General features: G+C 70.6%; 21 protein-coding genes and 1 riboswitch. Of the genes, 16 read left to right on the plus strand and 5 right to left on the minus strand.

Annotated elements, in window-relative coordinates; translation table 11 throughout:
- The 3 genes from QTI17_RS05565 to QTI17_RS05575 form a co-directional block, all read right to left on the minus strand.
- Positions 1-444, minus strand: a complete 444-nt coding sequence (locus QTI17_RS05565) for a universal stress protein (RefSeq protein ID WP_286531648.1) — start codon at positions 442-444, stop codon at positions 1-3.
- A gap of 359 nt (positions 445-803) precedes the next feature.
- The gene (locus QTI17_RS05570) at positions 804-1136 is read right to left on the minus strand and encodes a cell division protein ZapA (RefSeq protein ID WP_286531649.1); all 333 of its coding nucleotides are present in this window, start codon (positions 1134-1136) and stop codon (positions 804-806) included.
- Entirely contained in the window at positions 1136-1354 is a 219-nt protein-coding gene (locus QTI17_RS05575; protein ID WP_286531650.1) for a DUF904 domain-containing protein, read from the minus strand. The genes QTI17_RS05570 and QTI17_RS05575 overlap by 1 nt, the downstream gene beginning before the upstream one ends.
- Before the next feature lie 68 nt (positions 1355-1422).
- Positions 1423-1660: riboswitch (cobalamin riboswitch) on the plus strand.
- Between the two features lie 81 nt (positions 1661-1741).
- Between QTI17_RS05575 and QTI17_RS05580 the strand changes: the two genes are divergently transcribed.
- Genes QTI17_RS05580 through QTI17_RS05615 form a run of 8 tightly spaced genes read left to right on the plus strand, consistent with a single transcriptional unit; the run spans position 1742 to position 9352 of the window.
- Positions 1742-3628 (plus strand): TonB-dependent receptor domain-containing protein, encoded by a 1887-nt coding sequence (locus QTI17_RS05580; protein WP_286531651.1) that lies wholly within the window; start codon positions 1742-1744, stop codon positions 3626-3628.
- Positions 3610-4191: a bifunctional adenosylcobinamide kinase/adenosylcobinamide-phosphate guanylyltransferase gene (locus QTI17_RS05585; protein WP_286531652.1), complete on the plus strand. Its 582-nt coding sequence runs from the start codon at positions 3610-3612 to the stop codon at positions 4189-4191. Before QTI17_RS05580 ends, QTI17_RS05585 begins: the two co-directional genes overlap by 19 nt.
- On the plus strand, positions 4188-5048 hold the full coding sequence (locus QTI17_RS05590) for an ABC transporter substrate-binding protein (RefSeq protein WP_286531653.1): 861 nt from the start codon (positions 4188-4190) through the stop codon (positions 5046-5048). The genes QTI17_RS05585 and QTI17_RS05590 overlap by 4 nt, the downstream gene beginning before the upstream one ends.
- Positions 5045-6049 carry a FecCD family ABC transporter permease gene (locus QTI17_RS05595; RefSeq protein ID WP_286531655.1) on the plus strand — a complete coding sequence of 335 codons (1005 nt, stop codon included), beginning with the start codon at positions 5045-5047 and terminating at the stop codon, positions 6047-6049. The genes QTI17_RS05590 and QTI17_RS05595 overlap by 4 nt, the downstream gene beginning before the upstream one ends.
- On the plus strand, positions 6046-6822 hold the full coding sequence (locus QTI17_RS05600; RefSeq protein WP_286531656.1) for an ABC transporter ATP-binding protein: 777 nt from the start codon (positions 6046-6048) through the stop codon (positions 6820-6822). Before QTI17_RS05595 ends, QTI17_RS05600 begins: the two co-directional genes overlap by 4 nt.
- Positions 6823-6834: 12 nt before the next feature.
- On the plus strand, positions 6835-7404 hold the full coding sequence (cobO, locus tag QTI17_RS05605) for a cob(I)yrinic acid a,c-diamide adenosyltransferase (protein WP_286531657.1): 570 nt from the start codon (positions 6835-6837) through the stop codon (positions 7402-7404).
- The gene (gene cbiB / locus QTI17_RS05610) at positions 7401-8351 is read left to right on the plus strand and encodes an adenosylcobinamide-phosphate synthase CbiB (RefSeq protein WP_286531658.1); all 951 of its coding nucleotides are present in this window, start codon (positions 7401-7403) and stop codon (positions 8349-8351) included. Before cobO ends, cbiB begins: the two co-directional genes overlap by 4 nt.
- On the plus strand, positions 8348-9352 hold the full coding sequence (locus tag QTI17_RS05615; RefSeq protein ID WP_286531659.1) for an aminotransferase class I/II-fold pyridoxal phosphate-dependent enzyme: 1005 nt from the start codon (positions 8348-8350) through the stop codon (positions 9350-9352). The genes cbiB and QTI17_RS05615 overlap by 4 nt, the downstream gene beginning before the upstream one ends.
- A gap of 1 nt (position 9353) precedes the next feature.
- Here the strand turns inward: QTI17_RS05615 and QTI17_RS05620 are convergent, their stop codons facing one another.
- The gene (locus QTI17_RS05620) at positions 9354-10268 is read right to left on the minus strand and encodes a LysR family transcriptional regulator (RefSeq protein WP_286531661.1); all 915 of its coding nucleotides are present in this window, start codon (positions 10266-10268) and stop codon (positions 9354-9356) included.
- Positions 10269-10433: 165 nt separating this feature from the next.
- On the opposite strand from QTI17_RS05620, the gene QTI17_RS05625 reads away from it, so the two are divergent.
- The 4 genes from QTI17_RS05625 (at position 10434) to QTI17_RS05640 (ending at position 17542) form a co-directional block, all read left to right on the plus strand.
- Positions 10434-11297, plus strand: a complete 864-nt coding sequence (locus QTI17_RS05625) for an alpha/beta hydrolase (protein ID WP_286531663.1) — start codon at positions 10434-10436, stop codon at positions 11295-11297.
- Between the two features lie 205 nt (positions 11298-11502).
- Positions 11503-12747 (plus strand): efflux RND transporter periplasmic adaptor subunit, encoded by a 1245-nt coding sequence (locus QTI17_RS05630; RefSeq protein WP_286531665.1) that lies wholly within the window; start codon positions 11503-11505, stop codon positions 12745-12747.
- Positions 12748-12769: 22 nt separating this feature from the next.
- Positions 12770-16027: an efflux RND transporter permease subunit gene (locus tag QTI17_RS05635; protein WP_286531667.1), complete on the plus strand. Its 3258-nt coding sequence runs from the start codon at positions 12770-12772 to the stop codon at positions 16025-16027.
- A 30-nt stretch (positions 16028-16057) separates the two neighbouring features.
- Positions 16058-17542 (plus strand): efflux transporter outer membrane subunit, encoded by a 1485-nt coding sequence (locus QTI17_RS05640; RefSeq protein WP_286531669.1) that lies wholly within the window; start codon positions 16058-16060, stop codon positions 17540-17542.
- A 22-nt stretch (positions 17543-17564) separates the two neighbouring features.
- Here the strand turns inward: QTI17_RS05640 and QTI17_RS05645 are convergent, their stop codons facing one another.
- Complete coding sequence (locus QTI17_RS05645) at positions 17565-17810, minus strand: hypothetical protein (protein ID WP_286531671.1); 246 nt, start codon at positions 17808-17810, stop codon at positions 17565-17567.
- Between the two features lie 125 nt (positions 17811-17935).
- On the opposite strand from QTI17_RS05645, the gene QTI17_RS05650 reads away from it, so the two are divergent.
- The 4 genes from QTI17_RS05650 to QTI17_RS05665 are packed head-to-tail and all read left to right on the plus strand — an operon-like array spanning position 17936 to position 21793.
- Positions 17936-19408, plus strand: coding sequence for a cobyric acid synthase (locus tag QTI17_RS05650; RefSeq protein ID WP_286531672.1), 1473 nt, complete (start codon positions 17936-17938; stop codon positions 19406-19408).
- Positions 19405-20451: a nicotinate-nucleotide--dimethylbenzimidazole phosphoribosyltransferase gene (gene cobT, locus QTI17_RS05655; protein ID WP_286531673.1), complete on the plus strand. Its 1047-nt coding sequence runs from the start codon at positions 19405-19407 to the stop codon at positions 20449-20451. The genes QTI17_RS05650 and cobT overlap by 4 nt, the downstream gene beginning before the upstream one ends.
- Complete coding sequence (locus QTI17_RS05660) at positions 20448-21245, plus strand: adenosylcobinamide-GDP ribazoletransferase (protein WP_286531675.1); 798 nt, start codon at positions 20448-20450, stop codon at positions 21243-21245. The genes cobT and QTI17_RS05660 overlap by 4 nt, the downstream gene beginning before the upstream one ends.
- The gene (locus tag QTI17_RS05665; protein WP_286531676.1) at positions 21242-21793 is read left to right on the plus strand and encodes a histidine phosphatase family protein; all 552 of its coding nucleotides are present in this window, start codon (positions 21242-21244) and stop codon (positions 21791-21793) included. The genes QTI17_RS05660 and QTI17_RS05665 overlap by 4 nt, the downstream gene beginning before the upstream one ends.
- Positions 21794-21808: the final 15 nt, after the last annotated feature.

Below are 21808 nucleotides of genomic sequence, written 5' to 3' on the forward strand. Positions count from 1 at the left end.
TCAGCGCAGGACCAGCACCGGCAGGTCGGAATGGGTGAGCACATGCTGGGTCTCGCTGCCCAGCAGCAGTCGCTTGATGCCCTTGCGGCCATGCGAGGCCATGACGATCGTGTCGCTGTCGTGCTTCTTCGCGGCGGCGATGATGGCGTCGCCGACAAGGTCGGCGCTGACCGTCGAGGTCTTGACCTTGACGCCGCTGGCCTCGGCCTGCTTGGCGATCTCGTCGAGCGACGCTTGAGCCGCCTCGGACCATTGCTTCTCGATGCGGCCGATGTCCTCGGGCGTGAACACGGCGGCGCCGTCGAAGTAGTTGGTCGGGTAGCGTGGCACCACGGTCACGGCGACCAGCTCGGCGCCGTTCTGCGAGGCCAGCGCGATGGCGCTTGCCACGGCCTTCTTGGCGAGGGGGGAGCCGTCGGTGGCGACCAGGATTCGCTTGAACATGAATGCTCCTGTGGTTGGACCGCCAAGAGCTTAATACAAGGGTCGCCGGGACGGACTTGATTCACGTCATGCCGACGGGGGAAAGCGCCGGTGCAAAAAAAAAGCCACGGCGCCTGTTGCGGGGCCGTGGCTTTCGATGAAAGGTGTCTGCGAGTGTGAGCCGAACCCGCATCCTGAACCAGGGTTCAGGTGGGCGAGGTCAGCAAGGCTTCGGGTTCATCTGACGCGAGATGATCACACCCGCCAAGCGATGTTCCAAGCCCTGCTCCGGAGAGCATTGGTACAAGGAAATATAGAGCCCAGCTTCGCACCGCAGACGAAACGTATTTTACGCCCGCCGTGACCTGCGCGCCCACGCTTCAGAGTAAATGTCCGTCGCCGGCGAGGGCCTGGTCGAGGCGCTGGACCAATTGCGCGGCGCGTGCGTCGTCTTCGGCACTGCCGGCGGCCGCAGCGGCCGGCGCGGGGGGCGGCGCTGGCGCGGGCGCGGCTTCGCGCTGCACGAGGTCGAAAGCGAGGTTCAGCGAGGCCAGCACCGCGATCCGGTCGCGCGCCTTGACCTTGCCGGCGTCGCGGATCTTGCACATGGCGGCGTCGACTCGCTCGACCGCTTCGCGCAGTTGCGGCTCGCCGCCTTCGGGGCAGCCGAGCAGGTAGCTCTGGCCCATGATCTGGACTTCGATTTGTTTCATCAGGGAGCGTCTTGGCCGGGATCGGCGGGCAGGTGGTCGAGCAGGGCATCGAGCCGCGTGCGCGCCGCGGCGAGCCGCGATTTGAGGGTGTCGCGTTCGCGCGTGAGCGCGTCGACCTGGTCCTGGAGCAGCGCATTGGTGCGCTGTACTTCCTCATGGCGCACGAGCAGGCGTTCGACGCGCTCGGCGATCTGGTCAATACGGCTCGGTGCAGGCATGGAGGACGATTGTAGTTACCGGCGCCGGCGTGTTTGCATCGCCGCACGAAAGGCGGATGCCAAGAAACCCTACAATTCCACGCGTTGGTGCTCGCGCCGCGGTTCACGCGGCGCAGTTCAACGGGAAGCAGGAGGCGGAGCCCATCGGGCCGAGCCAACCTGCGCTGCCCCCGCAACGGTCAAGCAGACGGCATCTTCGGATGCCACCCTCGTCAATCAGCCACTGGGCGCTCTGAAACAGGCGCCTGGGAAGGCGGCGAGGGCCGCGCTGCCAGCCCGGATACCGGCCAACGAGGCGGCTGCCGCATGGAGAGAAGCATGTCGGCGGCCATGACGTCCAAACGCCGGCGGGGAAGCCGGCGACGGGCATTGATCTTTGTCGCTTCCATGAAATCTGTCGTCTCGTCCGCCTGCGCCATCCGCAGCGCTTCGCCGTGCCCGCTTCCGCGCGCCCATGCCATCGCGCTGGCCATCGTTTCCCTGACCTCGCTGCCGAACCTGGCCTCGGCCCAGGAGGCCGCCGCGGCGACCCTGGCCGAAACCGTCGTGACGGCAACGCGCGCGCCAGCCCGCATCGACGAACTGGTGTCGGACACCGTGGTGATCGAACGGGCCCAGATCGAGCAGCAGGCCAGCCGTACCTTGCCCGAAATCCTGGCCCGCATGGCGGGGGTGCAGATCTCGGCCAACGGCGGCCTGGGCAAGGGCAGCAGCGTGTACATCCGCGGCGCCGAGGCGCGCCACACCATCCTCCTGATCGACGGCGTGCGCTACGGCTCGGCGACGCTCGGCACGCCGGTCTGGGACAACATCCCGGTCGAGCTGATCGACCGCATCGAAGTGGTCAAGGGGCCCGGCTCGGCGCTCTACGGCAGCGACGGCGTCGGCGGCGTGGTGCAGATCTTCACGCGCAAGGCGGCGCCGGGCGAGACGGTGTTCAACCCGCGCGCCTCCACCACCATCGGCAGCGACAGCTACAAGCAGATCACCGGCGGCTTCAGTGGCGGCGCGGGCGCGGCGACCTACTCGCTCGACGTCACCCGCACGCTGGTCAACAGCGTCTCGGCCACCAACCGCAACGTGCAGTTCGGCAACTTCAACCCTGACCGCGATCCGTTCTCGCAGACCGGCGCCAACGCTTCCTTCGGCTACCAGTTCACGCCGGACTGGAAGTTCGACGCCGGCATGCTGTACGCCGATGGCCTGAACCACTACGACGACGGCCCCGGCCGCGACACCCGCGGCACCTTGCGGACCCAGACCGGCTATGCCGGCGTCAATGGCCGGGTGCTGTCCAACTGGACCACCCAGCTGCGCTATTCGCGCAGCGACGACGACACGCGCGCGATCGTGGCCGCGCCGTTCAACCTGCCGGGCCTTTTCAACACGACGCAGGACCAGTACCTCTGGCAAAACGACATCGCGACCCCGATCGGCACCGTGGTGGCCGGTCTCGAGCGCTTGGAGCAGAAGGTCAAGAGCGACACCGCGTACACGGTGACCGAGCGCACGATCGATGCCGGCTTCGTCGGCCTGAACGGCAATTCCGGTCCCCACAGCTGGCAGCTCAACGCGCGTCACGACAGCAACTCGCAGTTCGGCGACGACGACACCTGGTATGCCGGCTACGCCTACCGCATCACGCCGAACTGGCGCGTCAGCATCTCGCAGGGCACCAGCTTCGTGGCGCCGTCGTTCAACCAGCTCTACTACCCGGGCTTCGGCAATCCGGCGCTCAAGCCGGAGGAGGGCAAGAACACGGATATCGGCATCACCTGGACCGAGGGCGCCCACACGGTGAAGCTGGTCGGCTACGACAACAAGATCCAGGGCTTCATCACCAACACGACGCTGCCGCAGAACATTCCCGAGGCGCGCATCACCGGCGGCACGCTGAGCTACGACGGCCAGTTCGACGCCGTGGGCCTGCATGCCAGCTACGACTCGCTCGATCCGCGCAACGAGATCAGCGGCAAGCAGCTGCCGCGCCGGGCCCAGAACCAGGCGACGCTGGCGATCGACTACACCACCGGCCCCTGGAAGCTGGGCGCTTCGGCCCTGAGCGTCGGCAGCCGCTTTGACGACACGGCCAACACGCGCAAACTCGGCGCCTACACCACGATCGACCTCTATGTGGATTACCGCTTCGCCAAGGACTGGTCGGTGCAGGGCCGCATCACCAACCTGACCGATGAACACTACGAGACCGCCTATGGCTACAACCAGGCCGGAATCGGCGCCTACCTGACCGTGCGGTGGCAGCCGAAGCAGTGAGCATCGCGCGCCGCGAACTGATCCTCGGGGGTCAGAAGAGCGGCAAGTCGCGCCGCGGCGAGCAGATCGCCGCGGCGTGGCTGGCGCGCTCGCCCTCGCATCGCGCGGTGCTGGTGGCCACCGCGCGGGCGCTCGACGAGGAGATGCTGGCGCGCGTGACGCGGCATCGCGAGGATCGCGCGGCCCGCCTGCCGGCCATGGAAACGGTCGAGGAGCCGCTGGCGCTGGCGCAGGCGATCCGCGAGAACGCCGGCCCCCGCACGCTGGTGCTGGTCGATTGCCTGACGCTCTGGCTGACCAACCTGATGGTGCCTTTCGGGGCGCCGCGCACGTCGATGGCGGCCGATCGCGCGGTCGCCGAGCTGCTGCAGGCGATCGGCGAATCGCCTGGTCCGCTGGTCCTGGTCGGCAACGAGATCGGCCTCGGCGTGATTCCGCTCGGCCGCGAGGTGCGTGCCTTCGTCGACGCCCTGGGCCTCCTGAACCAGCAGGTCGCCGCCGCCTGCGAGCGCGTCACGCTGATGGCCGCCGGGCTGCCGCTGACCCTGAAGGATGCGCCATGAAGCGGATCGCCCGGCTGTGGTTCGCCGGCTGGCTGTGTGCGCTGGGGCTGGCGGTCCAGGCGACCGTGGTGGTCGACGAGCGCGGCGTGGGCGTCGAGCTGACGAGGCCGCCGCAGCGCATCGTGACCGTGCTGCCGTCGCTCACCGAATCGGTCTGCGCGCTGGGCGCCTGCGACCGGCTGGTGGGTGTCGACCGCTATTCGAACTGGCCGGCGTCGGTGCGGGCGCTGCCGCAGGTCGGCGGCGGCATCGATCCGAACGTCGAGGCGATCGTCGCGCTCAAGCCCGACGTGGTGCTGCTGGCGAAGTCCTCGCGGGTCACCGATCGGCTCGAGGCACTGGGACTCAAGGTGGTGGTGCTCGAGCCGAAGAACCATGCCGACGTCCGGCGGGTGCTCGACGCGCTCGCCCGGGTGCTCGGCACCGGCGATGCGACAGCGGTCTGGCGCGCCATCGATGCCAGCGTGTCGGCGGCGGCCCAGTCGCTGCCCGAGCGCGTGAAGCGCACGCGCGTGTACTTCGAAGTCAACAGCGCCCCGTATGCGGCCGGCGAAGCCTCCTTCATCGGCGAGACCCTGGCGCGGCTCGGCGCCAGGAACATCGTGCCGGCTGCGCTGGGGCCATTTCCGAAGCTCAACCCCGAGTTCGTGGTCCGCGCCGATCCCGACCTGATCATGGTCGGCGAGCGCAGCGCCCAGGGGCTGGAGCAGCGGCCGGGCTGGGGCCGCATCAAGGCCGTGCGCGAAGGCCGCATCTGCCGCTTCACGGCCGAGCAATCCGACGTGCTGGTCCGGCCCGGGCCGCGCATGGGCGAGGCGGCGCGCCTGATGGCCGAGTGCCTGCAGGAGCACGGGTGAAGGGGCAGCAGCGCCGCGCCTGGGGGCTGGGCATCCTGCTGGTGGCGCTGGCCGGCGCGCTGCTGGTGCTGGGCGCGGGCATCGGCAGCACCGGTTTCGAGAACCTGCTGGCGGCCGGCGACGACCCGGTGGCGCTGCAGATCGTGCGCGACATCCGGCTGCCGCGCACGCTCGGCGCCTGGCTCGCGGGCGCGCTGCTGGGACTGGCGGGCGCGGTCGCCCAAGGGCTGTTCCGCAATCCGCTGGCCGATCCGTACCTGCTGGGCAGCGCCTCGGGCGCGTCGCTCGGCGTCGCGCTGGCGCTCTGGCTGTTCGGCCTGTCGCCGACCAGCACGCAATGGGTGGTGCGCCTGGGGCTGACCGGCGCGGCCTTCCTCGGTGCGGTGCTGGCGGTGCTGCTGACCTTGCTGCTGGCGCGCGGCGTCCAGCAGACCTTGCGACTGCTGTTGGCGGGCGTGATCGTCGGCGTGGTGCTGGGGGCGGCCAAGGACCTGCTGACCATCGCCTCGGCCGACATCCTGCAGGCCATCCAGGGCTTCATGCTCGGCAGCACCGCGCTGGTGGGCTGGAGCGCTTGCGCCGTGATGGGCGGGCTCGGCGTCGCATGCCTTCTGCTGGGCTGGGCGTTGGCGCCGGTGCTCGACGGCCTGGCGCTCGGCGAGGCCACGGCGGCCAGCCTCGGGCTGCCGCTCGGCGCCATGCGCGCCGCGCTGGTGGCGGTGCTGGCGCTGGCGACCGGCACCGCGGTGGCGCAGACCGGGCTGATCGCCTTCGTCGGCCTGGCGGCGCCGCACCTGGTGCGCTCGGTGGTCAAGACCACGCATGGGCGGCTGATCGTGCTGTCCACCGCGATGGGCGGACTGCTGCTGATGGCGGCCGACCTGCTGGCGCGCTGGATGGTCGCGCCGCAGGAACTGCCGGTCGGCGTGCTGACCGCGGTGCTCGGCGGCAGCTACCTGCTGTGGCTGATGCACCGGCGCAGCGCGCGGGGTGGCCTGTGAGCACGCCGGCCGCGCTCGAAGCCCGCGGCGTGTCGGCCAGGCTCGGCCTGGCCGAGGTGCTGCACGGCATCGACCTGTCGCTGGCGTCGGGGCGCTGGACCAGCATCGTCGGTCCCAACGGCGCGGGCAAGTCGACCTTGCTCAAGGTGCTCGCCGGCCTGCTGGCCCATGGCGGAGAGGTGCGCCTCCATGGGCAAGCGTTGAGCACGCTCCCGGGCCGGGCTCGGGCCCGGCGCCTGTCGTGGCTGGGCCAGGGCGTGGCCGGCGAGGGCAGCGCCGACGACCTGACGGTCTACGACGTCGCGATGCTCGGGCGCCTGCCGCACCAGCGCTGGCTGGCTGCCCCGAGCGCGGCCGACCGGGCGGCGGTCGAGCGCGCACTGCGCAGCACCCAGGCCTGGGACTGGCGCGAGCGGCCGCTTGGCCAGCTGTCGGGCGGCGAACGCCAGCGGGTGCTGCTGGCGCGGGCGCTGGCGGTCGAGGCCGAGCTGCTGCTGATGGACGAGCCGCTCGCCAACCTCGACCCGCCGCACCAGGCCGACTGGATGCGGACCGTGCAGGCGCTGGTGGCCGAAGGCAAGACCGTGGTCAGCGTGCTGCACGAACTCAATGCCGCGCTCGCCGCCGACGCGATGGTCGTGATGGCGGCAGGCCGCGTGACCCATCACGGCGGCTGCGGCGATGCCGCGACCCATCGGGCGCTCGAAGCGGTGTTCGACCACCGGGTCGCCTTTCACCACGTGGCGGGCCAATGGCTGGCCCTGCCGCGCTGACAACCGAAGCACATGCAGATCGAAACTCCTCCCAGCGAAAAACCCTATGAGAAGCCCGAAGGCGAGCGCCGCGGGCTGGTGATCGTCAACACCGGCGACGGCAAGGGCAAGAGCACCGCCGCCTTCGGGCTCGCCCTGCGCGCCCACGGCCGCGGCAAGGCGGTGAAGATCTACCAGTTCATGAAGGTGCCGAGCGCGCGCTTCGGCGAGCACCGGATGTTCGAGCAGCTCGGCATCCCGATCGAAGGCCTCGGCGACGGCTTCAGCTGGAAGAGCCAGGATCTCGAGCACTCGGCGCAGCTGGCGCGCGATGGCTGGGAGCGGGCCCGCGCCGCGATCCTGTCGGGCGCGCACTTCCTGGTCGTGCTCGACGAGATCACCTACCCGCTGATCTACGGCTGGCTGCCGCTCGACGGCGTGCTGGAGACGCTGCGCACGCGGCCGAAGGAGGTGCACGTGGTGCTGACCGGTCGCCGCTGCCCGCCCGAGATCGTCGAACTGGCCGACACCGTGACCGAGATGCAGATGGTCAAGCACGCGTTCAAGGCCGGCATCCCCGCCCAGCGCGGCATCGAGGATTGAGCGCGATCGCGGCCCTCTGGCTGGCGCTGGCCATCGACCGATGGTTCGGTGAGCCGCCGGCGCGCTGGCATCCTGTGGTGTGGATCGGCCGCTGTCTGGGCTGGGCCGGTCGGCGCATCGCACCGCCGGCCGGTGCGCCGGCGCGCGCGCGGGCGGCCTTCGCCGGTGGCGCGCTCGCCTGGTGCGCCGGCGCCGCGCTGGTCGCCGCCGCCGCCTGCGCGGTCGCCGAAGTTGCGAGCCGCCTGCCGGCCTGGGCCGGGCCGCTGCTGACCGGCATCGCCCTCAAGCCGCTGCTCGCCTGGCGCATGCTGCGCGACGAGGTGCTGGCGGTCGAGGCCGCGCTCGGCCGCTCGCTCGATGAAGGCCGCGGCCGGCTGGCGCGGCTGGTGAGCCGCGACGTGGGCGCGCTGGACGCGGTCGGGGTGCGCGAAAGCGCGATCGAATCGCTGGCCGAGAACCTCAACGATTCGCTGGTGGCGCCGCTGTTCTGGTTTGCGCTGTTCGGCCTGCCGGGTGCGGCGCTCTACCGCTTCGCCAACACCGCGGATGCGATGTGGGGCTACCGCGGCGAGCGCGAAGGCCGGCAGTGGACCTGGGCCGGCAAATGGGCCGCCCGCGCCGACGACCTGCTGTCGTGGCTGCCCGCCCGCCTGACGGCCCTGTTCCTGTGGGGCGCTTCGGCGGCGGCGGGCGCAGGACTCGGGACCCTGCGCCGCGAAGCCGGCCGGACGCCGTCGCCCAACAGCGGCTGGCCGATGGCCGCGATGGCGCTGCAGCTGGGGATCCGGCTGGGAAAACCCGGGGTCTATGTGCTCAACGAAGCCGGCCGAAGCGCCGCTGCCGCCGACACCCCGCAGGCAGCGCGGCTCGCCGCCCGCGGGGTCGCGCTGGCCGGCGCCTGCGCCTCGGCCGCGATCGGCTGCATCGCGCTGCGGGGTGCGGCATGAGGGCCTCCGAGATGTTCGAACTGATGCACGGCGGACCCGACGCCCAGGGCGCGGTCCCGCACGATTTCTCGACCAACGGCAATGCCTGCGGGCCCTGTCCCGCCGCGCTGCAGGCACTGCAGGCAGCGGACGCGAGCCGCTACCCCGATCCGCACTACCTCGAACTGCGCGATCGGCTGGCCGGCTTCCATGGCGTCGAGGCCCATCGGGTCGTGATCGCCGCCAGCGCCAGCGAGTTCATCGGCCGTGTCACGGCCGCCGTGTCCCAGGGCGGCGGCGGGCGGGTCCGGCTGCCGCCGCACGGCTACGGCGACTACGCGCGGGCCGCCAAGGCCTGGCACTTCCAGCCGGCGACGGCCGATGGCGCGGCCGACCTGGTCTGGTGCTGCGACCCGGGCAGCCCGCTGGGCCTGCCGCAGGAGGACCTGGCGCGCCGGGTGGGTCAACTGGGTCCCCATGCGACCTGCGTTCTCGACCTGGCCTACGAACCGCTTCGTCTCGAAGGGGCGTTGGCGCTGGACGCGACGCAGCGCGACCGCGTCTGGCAGCTCTGGACGCCCAACAAGGCGCTCGGGCTGACCGGCGTGCGGGCCGCCTACGCGATTGCGCCGGTGGCGGCGCAGGACCTGGGCGCGCGGCTGGCCCGGCTGGCGCCTTCCTGGCCGCTCGGCGCCCATGGCGTGGCCCTGCTCGAGGCCTGGACCGGCGGAGCGGCGCGGCAGTGGCTCGACGACAGCCTGGCCACCCTCCGGGCCTGGAAGGCGGCGCAGCGCGGTGCTTGCGAATCGCTGGGGTGGCGCCTGCTGCCGGGCGACGCCAACTTCTTCTGCGCCGAGCCGGACGTCGCGCTCACGCCGGCCCGCAGCGCGGCGCTGCGGCAGGCTGGCATCAAGCTGCGCGACACGGCTTCGTTCGGGCTTCCGGGGCTGGTGCGGCTCGGCGTCCTGCCGCCCGCCAGCCAGGAAGCGCTGCGGCAGGCCTGGCGCGCGGCGCGGCGCTGAGTCAGGTCCGCTGCAGCTGCGGGTGCTTGGCGAACAGCTCCGCCGCCCAGTCGACGAAGGCGCGCACCTTCGCGCTCAGGTGGCGGTTGGGCGGATACACCACGTGCACCGGCAGCGGCGGCCGCGTCCAGTCCGGCAGGATCTGCACCAGCTCGCCGCTCGCGATGAAGGGCTCGGCCATGTAGGTGATGACCTGCGACAGCCCGAAGCCGCCGAGCACCGCCGTCATGTGGGCATTGCTGTCGTTGACCGAGACCCGGTAGGGCCCCGTGATCTCGAACTTCTCGTCGCCCCGGTGGAACTCTTCCGGAAACATGCGCCGCGTGCTGCCCGAGAAGAAGCCCACCACCAGGTGGCGCTTCTCGATGTCCGTGGGGTGCTGGGGGGCGCCGTAGCGCTTCAGGTAGGCCGGCGAGGCGACCGTCATCCAGGGCAGGTTGCCGATCCGCCGCGCCACCAGCGACTGGTCGGTCAGGTCGCCGCCGCGGATCACGCAATCGACGTTGTCGGAGATCAGGTCCACCGCCCGGTCGCTGACGCCGACGTCGACCTGGATGTCGGGATAGCGGTCGCAGAAGGTCGACAGGGCCGGCAGGATCACCAAGCGGGCCATCGACGAGCCGACGTCGATCCGCAGCCGGCCGGTCGGGTTGGCCTGGGCGTTGGTCATGCTGGCCTCGATGTCGTCGAAGTCGTTCAGCAGCCGGGCGGTTCGTTCGTAGTAGGCCGCGCCGTCGGGCGTGACGGTGACGCGCCGGGTGGTGCGGTTGAGCAGCTTGACGTGCAGCCGCGATTCCAGCGCCTGGATCTGCTTGGTGACCGTGCCCTTGGGCAGGCCGAGCGAGTCCGCGGCGCGGGTGAACGTGCCGGCTTCGACGACGCGGACGAAAATCCGCATGCCCTGGATCTGGTCCATCTATGCTGCTCCTGGGGGTGGCGGAATGCCTCGGGGGAGCGGATTCTCACACGGGCATCGGATGCGATTGTTAGTCGGATGGAAACAGAGTGGGGCCCGGTGTCTGTTTGAACCCACCCCGCCCCGCCTTATATTTCGTTCATCGTCCATCCACCGAGGCCGTCCATGTCCAGCCGTTCCATTGAGCAACCCGTTGCCGCCGCCTCCACGGCCGCTGCACGGGACGCCGAGACCGATATCCGCATCGAATTGCCGGATCGGGAACCGGTGCAGGCCCGCCTGTACGGTGTTCGGCCGCGCGGAGCGACCGTGCCGCTGGTGCTGCATTTCCATGGCGGCACCTTCGTCTGCGGCGACCTCGACAACGGCCGCAGCGTGGCCCGGCTGCTGGCCGGCGCCGGCGCCGTGGTGGTTTCGCTGGACTACCCGCTGGCGCCCAAGGCCCCGTTCCCGGAGCCGATCGAGGTCGGCTTCGCCGCGCTCGAATGGCTCTACAAGCAACGCGTCAAGCTGGCCGGCAAGGGCGCCGAGGTGTTCCTGGCGGGCGAGGAGGCCGGCGGCAACCTCGCAGCCGCGGTGGCGCTGATGGCGCGCGACCGGGCCCACCCGCCGCTGGCCGGCCAGATCCTGCTGTCGCCGATGCTGGACCCCTGCGCTGGGACCGCATCGCTGCGCAAGGCCACCGGCGACGCAACCCAGTGCAAGTGGGCGTCGGGCTGGCAGGAATACCTCAAGCGGCCGGTCAACGCGACCCATCCCTATGCGGTGCCTGGCGGCTCGCTGCGGCTGGCGCAGGTGGCGCGGACCCTGGTGCTGGTCGGCAAGGACGATCCGATGCGCGACGAGGCGCTGAACTTCGCGCGCCGGCTCGCCGATGCCGGCATCGAGGTCACGAGCAGCGTGCTGCCGGGCGCGGCGAACTGGCCCGAGGCGCTCTACGAACCCGAGGGTTCGGGCTGCGCGGCCTGCGAGGCGGCGGTGCAGAAGCACTTCCGCGACTTCTTCAGCGCGACGCCACCGCCGCACTGAGCGACGGCGCACGGCAGGCCGTGCGCCGCTGGTTCCGGTGACCCGGAACTCCCAGACCAGACCGAGGTGAAGGCACCTCGAAGCCAACGGCGCCAACCCGCCGTGGGGCGGCGTTCGCCCCGCAGATTTTCTTTCTACCGCTGTCCTGCGCCACCCGTGCGGGAGGGCGGCGTGTTTTCCAAGCGTCACCAAAAGGACCTTCATCATGTCGAACCCTCAACCTTCCTCCCCGGCCCGGCGCCGCCTCTGGCCCGCCGTGACGGGCGTCACGGCGCTGGTGGCGATCGCCTGCGCCGCGCTTGGCTTCCACAGCCTGCACGCCCAGGCCAACGACGTCACGGCGGTGGCGGCGCCGCGCGCCACGCCGGTGTCGGTGGCGACCGTGGCGGCGACCGAAATCAACACCTGGGACGAGTTCTCGGGCCGGCTCGAAGCGGTCGAACGGGTCGACGTGCGATCGCGGGTGGCCGGCGCCGTGCAGGCGGTGCACTTCCGCGAAGGGACACTGGTCAAGCAGGGCGAACTGCTGATCACCATCGACCCGGCGCCCTACGCGGCCGAGGTGGACCGTGCCGAAGCCCAGGTCGCCTCGGCCCAGGCCCGCGTTTCGTTCACGCGCAGCGAGCAGGAGCGGGCCCGCCGCCTGTGGGACGAGAAGGCGATCGCCCAGCGCGAACTCGACGAGCGCACCAATGCCGGCCGCGAGGCCGAGGCCAATCTGCGCGCCGCCCAGGCCTCGCTGCAGAGCGCACGGCTGAACCTGGGCTACACCCAGGTCCGGGCTCCGGTCGCCGGGCGCACCGGCAGGCTGGAGGTCACGGTCGGCAACCTGGTCGCGGCCGGTCCCGGCGCGCCGGTTCTGACCACGCTGGTGTCGGTCAGTCCGATCTATGCAAGCTTCGACGCCGACGAGCAGGTCGTGGTGCGGGCCCTGAAGGACATGCCCGGCGGCGCCAGCGCCCGTGGGCGGATCGAAGGCATCCCGGTGCAGATGGGCACCGCGGCCAGCGAAGGCACGCCGTTCCAGGGCCGGCTCCAGCTGATCGACAACCAGGTCGACGCCAAGAGCGGCACGGTGCGGGTGCGCGCCGCCTTCGACAACGCCGACGGCGCCTTGATTCCCGGCCAGTTCGCGCGCATCCGTATGGGCCAGGCGCGCAACGACACCGCCCTGCTGGTCAACGAACGCGCGGTCGGCACCGACCAGAACAAGAAGTTCGTGCTGGTGGTCGGCGCCGACAACAAGGCCGAATACCGCGAGGTCGCGCTGGGCGCGCCGGTGGACGGACTGCGCGTGGTCACCAAGGGCCTGAAGGCGGGCGAGCGGGTGGTCGTCAACGGCCTGCAGCACGTGCGCCCGGGCGCACTGGTGGCGCCGCAGGCCGTCGGCATGGATGCCAAGGCCGAATTGGCGCCGCCGGCCCAGCGCGTGGCGGACGCGAAATCCTGATCCCGCTGGCGGGGGAAACATCATGAATCTATCCAAGTTCTTCATCGACCGGCCGATCTTTGCCGGCGTGCTGTCGCTGCTGATGCTGATCGCCGGCCTGATCGCGCTGCGCGGGCTGCCGATCTCCGAATACCCCGAAGTGGCACCGCCGTCGGTGGTGGTGCGGGCCCAGTACCCGGGCGCCAATCCGAAGGTGATCGCCGAGACCGTGGCGACACCGCTGGAGGAGTCGATCAACGGCGTCGAGGGCATGCTCTACATGGGCAGCCAGGCGACCACCGACGGCGTGATGACGCTGACCGTCACCTTCAAGCTCGGCACCGACCCCGACAAGGCGCAGCAGCTGGTGCAGAACCGCGTCTCGCAGGCCGAGCCGCGCCTGCCCGAGGAAGTGCGCCGGCTCGGCATCACGACCGTGAAGAGCGCCCCCGACCTGACGATGGTGGTGCACCTGGTGTCGCCCAACGACCGCTACGACATCAACTACCTGCGCAACTACGCGGTGCTGAATGTCAAGGACCGGCTGGCGCGCATCCCCGGTGTCGGCCAGGTGCAGATCTTCGGCGGCGGCGAGTACTCGATGCGGGTCTGGCTCGATCCGCAGAAGGTGGCGCAGCGCGGCCTCTCGGCCAGCGACGTGGTGGCCGCGATCCGCGGCCAAAACGTGCAGGCCGCGGCCGGCGTGGTCGGCGCCTCGCCGGGCCTGTCGGGCGTCGACATGCAGTTGTCGATCAACGCCCAGGGCCGCCTGCAGAGCGAGGAAGAGTTCGGCGACATCATCGTCAAGACCGGCGGCGACGGCGCCGTGACGCGGCTGCGCGACATCGGCCGCCTCGAGATGGGCGCGGCCGACTACTCGCTGCGCTCGCTGCTGAACAACGACGCCGCGGTCGGCATCGGCGTGTTCCAGGCACCGGGCTCGAACGCGCTGGACATCTCGCGCGACGTCCGCAAGACCATGGACGAGATCGCGAAGAACATGCCCGAGGGCGTGGAGTTCCGCATCGCGTACGACCCGACCCAGTTCGTGCGGGCCTCGATCGAATCGGTGATCCACACCTTGCTGGAAGCGATCGCGCTGGTGGTGCTGGTGGTGATCCTGTTCCTGCAGACCTGGCGCGCCTCGATCATCCCGCTGCTGGCGGTGCCGGTGTCGGTGATCGGCACCTTCGCCGTGCTGCACGTGCTGGGCTTCTCGATCAATGCGCTGAGCCTGTTCGGGCTGGTGCTGGCGATCGGCATCGTGGTCGACGACGCGATCGTGGTGGTGGAGAACGTCGAGCGCAACATCGAGGCCGGCCTGACGCCGCGCGAAGCCACCTACCGGGCGATGCGCGAGGTGTCGGGGCCGATCATCGCGATCGCGCTGGTGCTGGTCGCGGTGTTCGTGCCGCTGGCCTTCATCAGCGGGCTCACCGGCCAGTTCTATCGCCAGTTCGCGGTCACGATCGCGATCTCGACGGTGATCTCGGCGATCAATTCGCTGACCTTGTCACCGGCGCTCGCGGCGCTGCTGCTGCGCAGCCACGATGCGCCCAGGGACGCGCTGACGCGCGGCATGGACCGGTTGTTCGGCGGTGTCTTCCGGGGTTTCAACAAGCTCTTCCATCGCGGCGCCGAGGCCTACAGCGGCGGCGTCCGGCGGGTGATATCGCGCAAGACGCTGATGCTGGTGATCTACTTGGCGCTGGTCGGCGTCACCTTCGGCCTCTTCAAGGCGGTGCCCAGCGGCTTCGTGCCGGCGCAGGACAAGCAGTATCTGATCGGCTTCGCGCAGCTGCCCGACGGCGCCACGCTGGACCGCACCGAGGACGTGATCCAGCGAATGGGCGAGATCATGAAGAAGAACCCGAACGTCGAGGACGCGATCGCATTCCCGGGCCTGTCGATCAACGGTTTCACCAACAGCTCGAACTCCGGCATCGTGTTCGCGACGCTCAAGCCCTTCGCCGAGCGCAAGCGGGGCGACCAGAGCGGCGGCGCCATCGCGGGCCAGCTGAACCAGAAGTTCGCCGGCATCCAGGAGGCCTTCATCGTGATGTTCCCGCCGCCGCCGGTGGCGGGGCTCGGCACCACCGGCGGCTTCAAGCTGCAGCTGGAGGATCGCGGGTCGGTCGGCTATGAGGCGATGGACGGCGCGGTCAAGGCCTTCATGGCCAAGGCCTCGCAGGCGCCGGAGCTCGCGGGCCTGTTCACCAGCTGGCAGGTCAATGTGCCGCAGCTCTATGCCGACATCGACCGCACCAAGGCGCGGCAGCTCGGCGTGCCGGTGACCGACATCTTCGACACCATGCAGATCTACCTCGGCAGCCTCTATGCGAACGACTTCAACAAGTTCGGCCGCACCTACAGCGTGCGGGTGCAGGCCGATGCGCCGTACCGCGCCCGCGCCGAGGACGTGGGCCTGCTGAAGGTGCGCTCGACCTCGGGCGAGATGGTGCCGCTGTCGGCGCTCATGAAGGTCAATTCGAGCTTCGGGCCGGAGCGCGCCATGCGCTACAACGGCTACCTGGCCGCCGACGTCAACGGCGGGCCGGCACCGGGTTATTCCTCGGGCCAGGCGCAGGACGCGATCGAGCGCATCGCGGCCGAGACGCTGCCCAAGGGCGTGAGCTACGAATGGACCGAGCTCACCTACCAGGAGATCCTGGCCGGCAACTCGGCGCTGCTGGTGTTCCCGCTGGCGATCCTGCTGGTGTTCCTGGTGCTGGCGGCGCAGTACGAGAGCCTGACCCTGCCGCTGGCGATCATCCTGATCGTGCCGATGGGCATCCTGGCGGCGATGACCGGCGTCTGGCTGTCCCATGGCGACAACAACGTGTTCACGCAGATCGGGCTGATCGTGCTGGTCGGGCTGAGTGCCAAGAACGCGATCCTGATCGTGGAGTTCGCGCGCGAGCTCGAGTTCGCCGGGCGCACGCCGATCCAGGCCGCGATCGAGGCCAGCCGCCTGCGGCTGCGTCCGATCCTGATGACCTCGCTGGCCTTCGTGATGGGCGTGCTGCCGCTGGTGCTCGCCACCGGCGCCGGCGCCGAGATGCGCTCGGCGATGGGTGTGGCGGTGTTCGCCGGGATGATCGGCGTGACTGCCTTCGGCCTGTTCCTGACGCCGGTGTTCTATGTCGCGGTGCGCAGGATGGCCGGCAACCGCCCGCTCAAGCTGCATGGCGAAGTGCCGCACATCGATGCCTTCGTGTCGGCCGACCATCCGGCCGGCGGCGGCGGCGCGGGCGGCGGACTGCAGCCCGCGCCTGCCGCACCGCTGCATCACGACGCCTAGGCCACTCCGCCTTCCCAAAGAAAGCTGATCATGAATTCAAGACTTGAAACCCGAGGCGGGCGCTGGGGCGCCGCGCTGCTGCCGCTGTTCGCCGCGCTGGTGCTGGCCGGCTGCGCGACCGCACCGGCCGAACTGCCGACCTTCAACCTGCCGGCCCAGTTCAAGGAGCAGGCCGCCGACACGCAGGGCAGCTGGACCCGGGCCCAGCCTGCCGAGGCGCAGCCGCGCGGCGATTGGTGGCGCAGCTTCAACGACCCGGTGCTCGACCAGCTGATCGAGCGCGCGGACGCCCGCAACACCAGCATCCAGGCGGCGGCGGCGCGGCTGGCCGAGGCGCGGGCCCTGGCCCGCAGCACGGATGCCGACCTCGCGCCGCAGATCGGCGTGGGCGCCGGTGCCGCGCGCAGTGCCGGACTCGACCGCAACCAGAGCCCGCGGCCCTCGACCCTGGCGCGGGCCGGTTTCGATTTCTCCTATGAGCTCGATCTGTTCGGCAAGCTCTCCGGCGCCAGCGATGCCGCGCGCCTCGACGCCGATTCGCGCGCCGGCCTGCTGCAGAGCACGCGCCTGCTGATCCAGGCCGAAGTGGCCCAGACCTACCTGGCGCTGCGCGCGGTCGATGCCGAGCGGGTGCTGGTGCGCGACACGGTCGAGGCCTATCGCGACACGCTGCGCCTCACGCAGAGCCGCGAGCGGGCGGGCGACGTGGCCGAGCTCGATGTGGCGCGGGTCGAGACCGAGGTCGCTTCCAACGAGTCCGACGCGATGACGCTGGACCGCCGCCGTGCCGAACTGGAGCACGCCCTGGCGGTGCTGGTCGGCGACCTGGCGTCCGACTTCGACGTCGGCGCGGGCGAGTGGTCCACCGCCTTGCCGACGATCCCGCCGGGCGTGCCCGCCACCGTGCTGTCGCGCCGGCCCGACATCTCGGCGGCCCAGAAGTCGGTGCTGGCGGCGCAGGCGCGGGTCGGCGTCGCGCAGGCGGCCTGGTTTCCCGACATCACGCTGACGGGCGCCGGCGGCTATGCCTCCAACGACGTCGGCGACCTGCTGAAGTGGTCGGCGCGCTCCTGGGGCATCGGGGCCTTGCTCGCGCTTCCGTTGTTCGACGGCGGCCGGCGCGAGGCCGGCGTGCAGGGCGCGTCGGCGCTGCTCGACGGCGCACTGGCCAACTACCGGACGCAGGTGCTGGTCGCCTTCAAGGAAGTGGAGGACCAGCTGTCGTCGCTGCGCATCCTGGCCCAGCAATCGGGCGTGCAGGCCAAGGCCGTCGCGTCGGCCGAGCGTGCCACCCTGCTTTCGAACTCGCGCTACCGCAACGGCATGATCAGCCAGCTCGACCTGCTCGACGCGCGTCGCAGCGAACTGCAGAACCGGCGGCAGGCGCTGCAGGTGAAGGCGGCGCAGTACCAGGCGACCGTGGGGCTGATCCGGGCGCTGGGGGGCAGTTGGGATGCGCAGGTGGCGTCGCTCGCGCCGACGGGTGGTCAGCAGGCGCAGGTGGCGGCTCGCTGAGCGGCTTCGGTTGCTCAGCCGTTCACCGCATGGGCAGACCGTGGAACGCGCTGTGCGCCCAGCCGTCGGGATCGGCCAGCTTGCGCAGTTGGTGGGCGCCCATCACGAGCGCGTTCGCGTAGGTCGTCTGCGGGTTGGCGGCGCAGTAGATGCCGCTGTAGTGGATCGCCTCGGCGGCGTCGCTTGGGAGGGCTTCCAGGATCACCCAGAAGAACTGATTTTTTTCGCGCTCCTCGACCGTGAGCGCTATGTCGCGTAAGCCTGGCATTCGCCGTGGTTCCCTTTTTTCTTCATGGCGTCGAAGGTAAGGGTGAAATGCATGAATGCTTTAGGATTCATTTCAAGCCGGTTGCGGGGATCGTGAGGAAGATCACGTAAAGGACAATCGCGCTCATGAATTCCAATGTGCTAGGCGGCCGGGCCCGCTGTGTCATGGTCCTCGGCACCACCAGCGGCGCCGGCAAGAGCTGGCTGGCGACCGCGCTGTGCCGCTGGTTCGCGCGCCAGGGCCTGCGGGTGGCGCCGTTCAAGGCGCAGAACATGAGCAACAACGCCCGCGTGGTGGCGGGCGGGGAGATCGGCAGCGCGCAGTATTTCCAGGCGCTGGCGGCGCGCGCCGAGCCCGATGTCCGCATGAACCCGCTGCTGCTCAAGCCCGAGCGCGACACCCACAGCCAGGTGGTGCTGATGGGGCAGGTGAGTCTCGAGCTCACGGCCTTGCCCTGGCGCGGGCGCAGCGAGCGCGTCTGGCCGCAGATCGCGCAGGCGCTCGACGCCCTGCGCGCCGAGAACGACGTGGTGGTCATCGAGGGTGCCGGGTCGCCCGCCGAGATCAACCTGATGGCCAGCGACATCGTCAACCTGCGGGTGGCGCGGCACGCCGATGCCCGTTGCCTGCTGGTCACCGACATCGATCGGGGCGGGGCCTTCGCGCATCTCTACGGCACCTGGGCGCTGATGCCCGCAGCCGACCGCGCGCTGATCGCCGGCTTCGTGCTCAACAAGTTCAGGGGCGATGCCTCGCTGCTCGCGCCCGCGCCGCAGCAGTTGCAGGCGCTGACCGGCGTGCCGACGGTGGCGACGCTGCCCATGTGGTGGCAACACGGCCTGCCGGAGGAGGACGGCGTCTTCGACGACCGCAGCGTGGCGGCGGGCGGCGAGGTCACGCGCACCATCGCCGTGGTCGCCTATCCGCGCATCAGCAACCTGGACGAATTCCAGCCGCTCAAGAACATCGCCGGGGTGCGCCTGCGCTGGGCCCGCAGCCCGGCCGACGTGGCCGGCGCCGACTGGATCATCCTGCCCGGCTCCAAGAATACGAGCGGCGATCTCGCCTGGCTGCGCGCGCAGGGCCTCGACCGCGCGGTGGCTGCGCATGCGGCACGCGGCGGCGCCGTGCTGGGCATCTGCGGCGGTCTGCAGATGCTCGGCGAGGCGCTGATCGATCCGCATGGCGTCGACGGCAACGGGCCGGGGCTCGGGCTGCTGCCGTTGGTCACCGTCTTCGCCGCCGACAAGACCGTTCGCCACCGCGAGGTGAAATTCTCGTCGGTGGCGGGCCCGTGGGCCGCCTTGTCCGGGCTCAGCGTGCGCGGCTACGAAATCCATCATGGCCAGACGGCCGAACACACCGCCATGGCGGCCGCCGGCGACCGCGCCACGGCGGTCATGGCGGACGATCTCGCGTGGCAGAACAGCGCCGGCCATGTGCTCGGCCTCTACCTGCACGGCCTCTTCGAGGACCCCGGCGCGCTCCAGGCGCTGTTCGGCGTCGAGGCGCGAACGCTCGATGCCGTGTTCGACGGCCTGGCCGACCACATCGATTCCCACTTTGAACCGGGCGTGCTGCGCTCCCTGATCGAATGACCTCGCTACAACTTCCCCCGATCGACAGCATCGACGACGCCGCCTTCGCGGCACGGCTGCAACAACTGCTCGACAACAAGACCAAACCCGTCGGCGCGCTCGGGCGGCTGGAGGCGCTGGCGATGCGCGTCGCATGCATCCTGGGCAGCACGGCGCCGGTGCTCGACGCGCCGCAGATGCTGGTCTGCGCCGGGGACCACGGCCTCGCGGCGCGCGGCGTGTCGGCGTACCCCAGCGACGTGACCTGGCAGATGGTCGAAAACTTCCTGGCCGGCGGCGCAGCCGTGAGCGTGCTGGCCCGGCAGCACCGCCTGAACCTGACCGTCGTCGATTGCGGCGTGCGGCACGACTTCGCGCCGCGAGAAGGCCTGCTCGTGCGCAAGGTCGCGCCGGGCACCGCCGATGCCTCCCTGGGGCCGGCGATGAGCATGGCGCAGTGCGAGCAGGCCATCGCGAACGGCATGGCGCTGATGCGCGATCTGCCCGGCAACGCCGTACTGCTGGGCGAGATGGGCATCGGCAACTCGTCCGCGGCGGCGCTGCTGCTGGCCCGGATTTCCGGGCAGGACATCGATGCCTGCACCGGCGCCGGGACCGGCCTCGATGCCGCCGGGCGGGCCCACAAGCGCAAGGTGCTGCGCGGCGTGCTCGAGCTGCACGCGGCGGCCACCGACCCGCTGGCCGCGCTGACCGCGTTGGGAGGTTTCGAGATCGCGACGCTGGTGGGCGCGGTGCTGCAGGCGGCGCAAGAGCGGCGGGTGATCGTGCTCGACGGCTTCATCGCGAGTGCCGCGGTGCTGGTGGCGAACGCGCTGCGCCCGCATGTCGTGCAACGCTGCATCGCCGCGCACGAGTCGGCCGAACCGGGTCACCGGCTGCTGTTGAACTACCTGGAGCTGCAGCCGCTGCTGCAGCTGGACCTGCGTCTTGGCGAAGGGTCCGGTGCGGCGCTGGCATGGCCGCTGCTCGAATCCGCCTGCTGCATCCTGCGCGACATGGCGAGCTTCGAGTCGGCCGGCGTTTCGAGGCAGGAGCCGGCATGAACGGCGTGCGCCACTTCCTGCTGGCGCTGCAGTTCTTCACGCGGGTTCCGGTCACGGGGCCGCTCGCGGGCTGGGTCGGCTTCAGCCCGGCGATGCTGCGCGCGAGCGCGGCGCATTTCCCGGGCGTCGGCTGGCTGGTGGGTGCGGTCGCCGCCGGCGTGTTCTGCAGCGCGCAGGCCGGGCTTCCGGGCTTCGCCGGTGCGCTGGCTGCGGCGGCGCTGTCGACGATCGCCACCGTTCTCATGACCGGCGCGTTTCACGAGGATGGCCTGGCCGACGTCGCGGATGGCCTCGGCGGATCGGCCGATCGCGCGCGCGCGCTCGAGATCATGAAAGATTCGCGGATCGGCGCCTTCGGCGCGATCGCGCTGGTGCTGGCGCTGGGCCTGAAGGTGCTGCTGCTGGGTGCGCTGGCGGGGCAGGGCGCGCCGACCGTGGTTCTCGCGCTCGTGAGCGCCCATGTGCTGTCGCGCCTCGCGCCGCTGTTCCTGATCCGCTGGCTGCCCTACGTCGGGGACGAGAACGCGGCGAGCAAATCGAAGCCGCTGGCCGACGCGATCGGCAATGGCGCCTTGCTGGTCGGCGTTGCGTGGTCGCTGCCGGCGGTGGGCTGGCTGGTGATGACGCAGGGCGCGATGCGGGGAATGGCGCCGGTGCTGCTGTGCGCGCTGGCCGCGTGGCTGGTCGCGCGGCTGCTGCGGCGCCGGCTGCGCGGGTTCACCGGGGACGGCCTGGGTGCGACGCAGCAAGTGTGCGAACTGGCGATCTACCTCGCGCTGGCGTGGCGGGCATGAAGCTGCTGCTCGTGCGCCATGCGCGGACCACTGCCGTCGATGGCTTCTGCTACGGGCGAACGGATGTTCCCGTGCTGCCCGAAGTGACCCGTGCCGTGGCCGAGCGCGTGGCGCCGGTGTTGCCTGAAGGGGTTTCGCTGACCTGTTCGCCCTTGTCGCGCTGTTCGGAACTCGCGCAAGCCATCGTCGCGCTGCGTCCCGATCTGGCCGTGGCCGGCGCCGACCCGCGCATCGCCGAGATGGATCTGGGCGACTGGGAAGAGCAGCTCTGGTCGGCCATCGACCGCGCCGAGATCGACGCCTGGACGCGGGATTTCGCGGATGTGCGGGCGGGGCGCAGCGGCGAATGCACGCGGCAGTTCATGCGGCGGGTGGGCGAGGCCTTCGATGCCTGGCGTGCCGGCGGCCGCGATGCGGTCTGGATCACCCATGCCGGCGTGATTCGTTGCGCCTGGCTGCTGCGCGACGGCATCCGCGCCATCGAACGGTCCGATCAGTGGCCGGGCCGGCCGATCGCTTTCGGCGAGTGCATCACGATCGAGATCTGAACGACGCGCCCGGCG

This window comes from Variovorax sp. J31P179 (assembly GCF_030316985.1).
GTDB classification, from domain to species: Bacteria; Pseudomonadota; Gammaproteobacteria; order Burkholderiales; family Burkholderiaceae_C; genus Variovorax; species Variovorax ginsengisoli_B.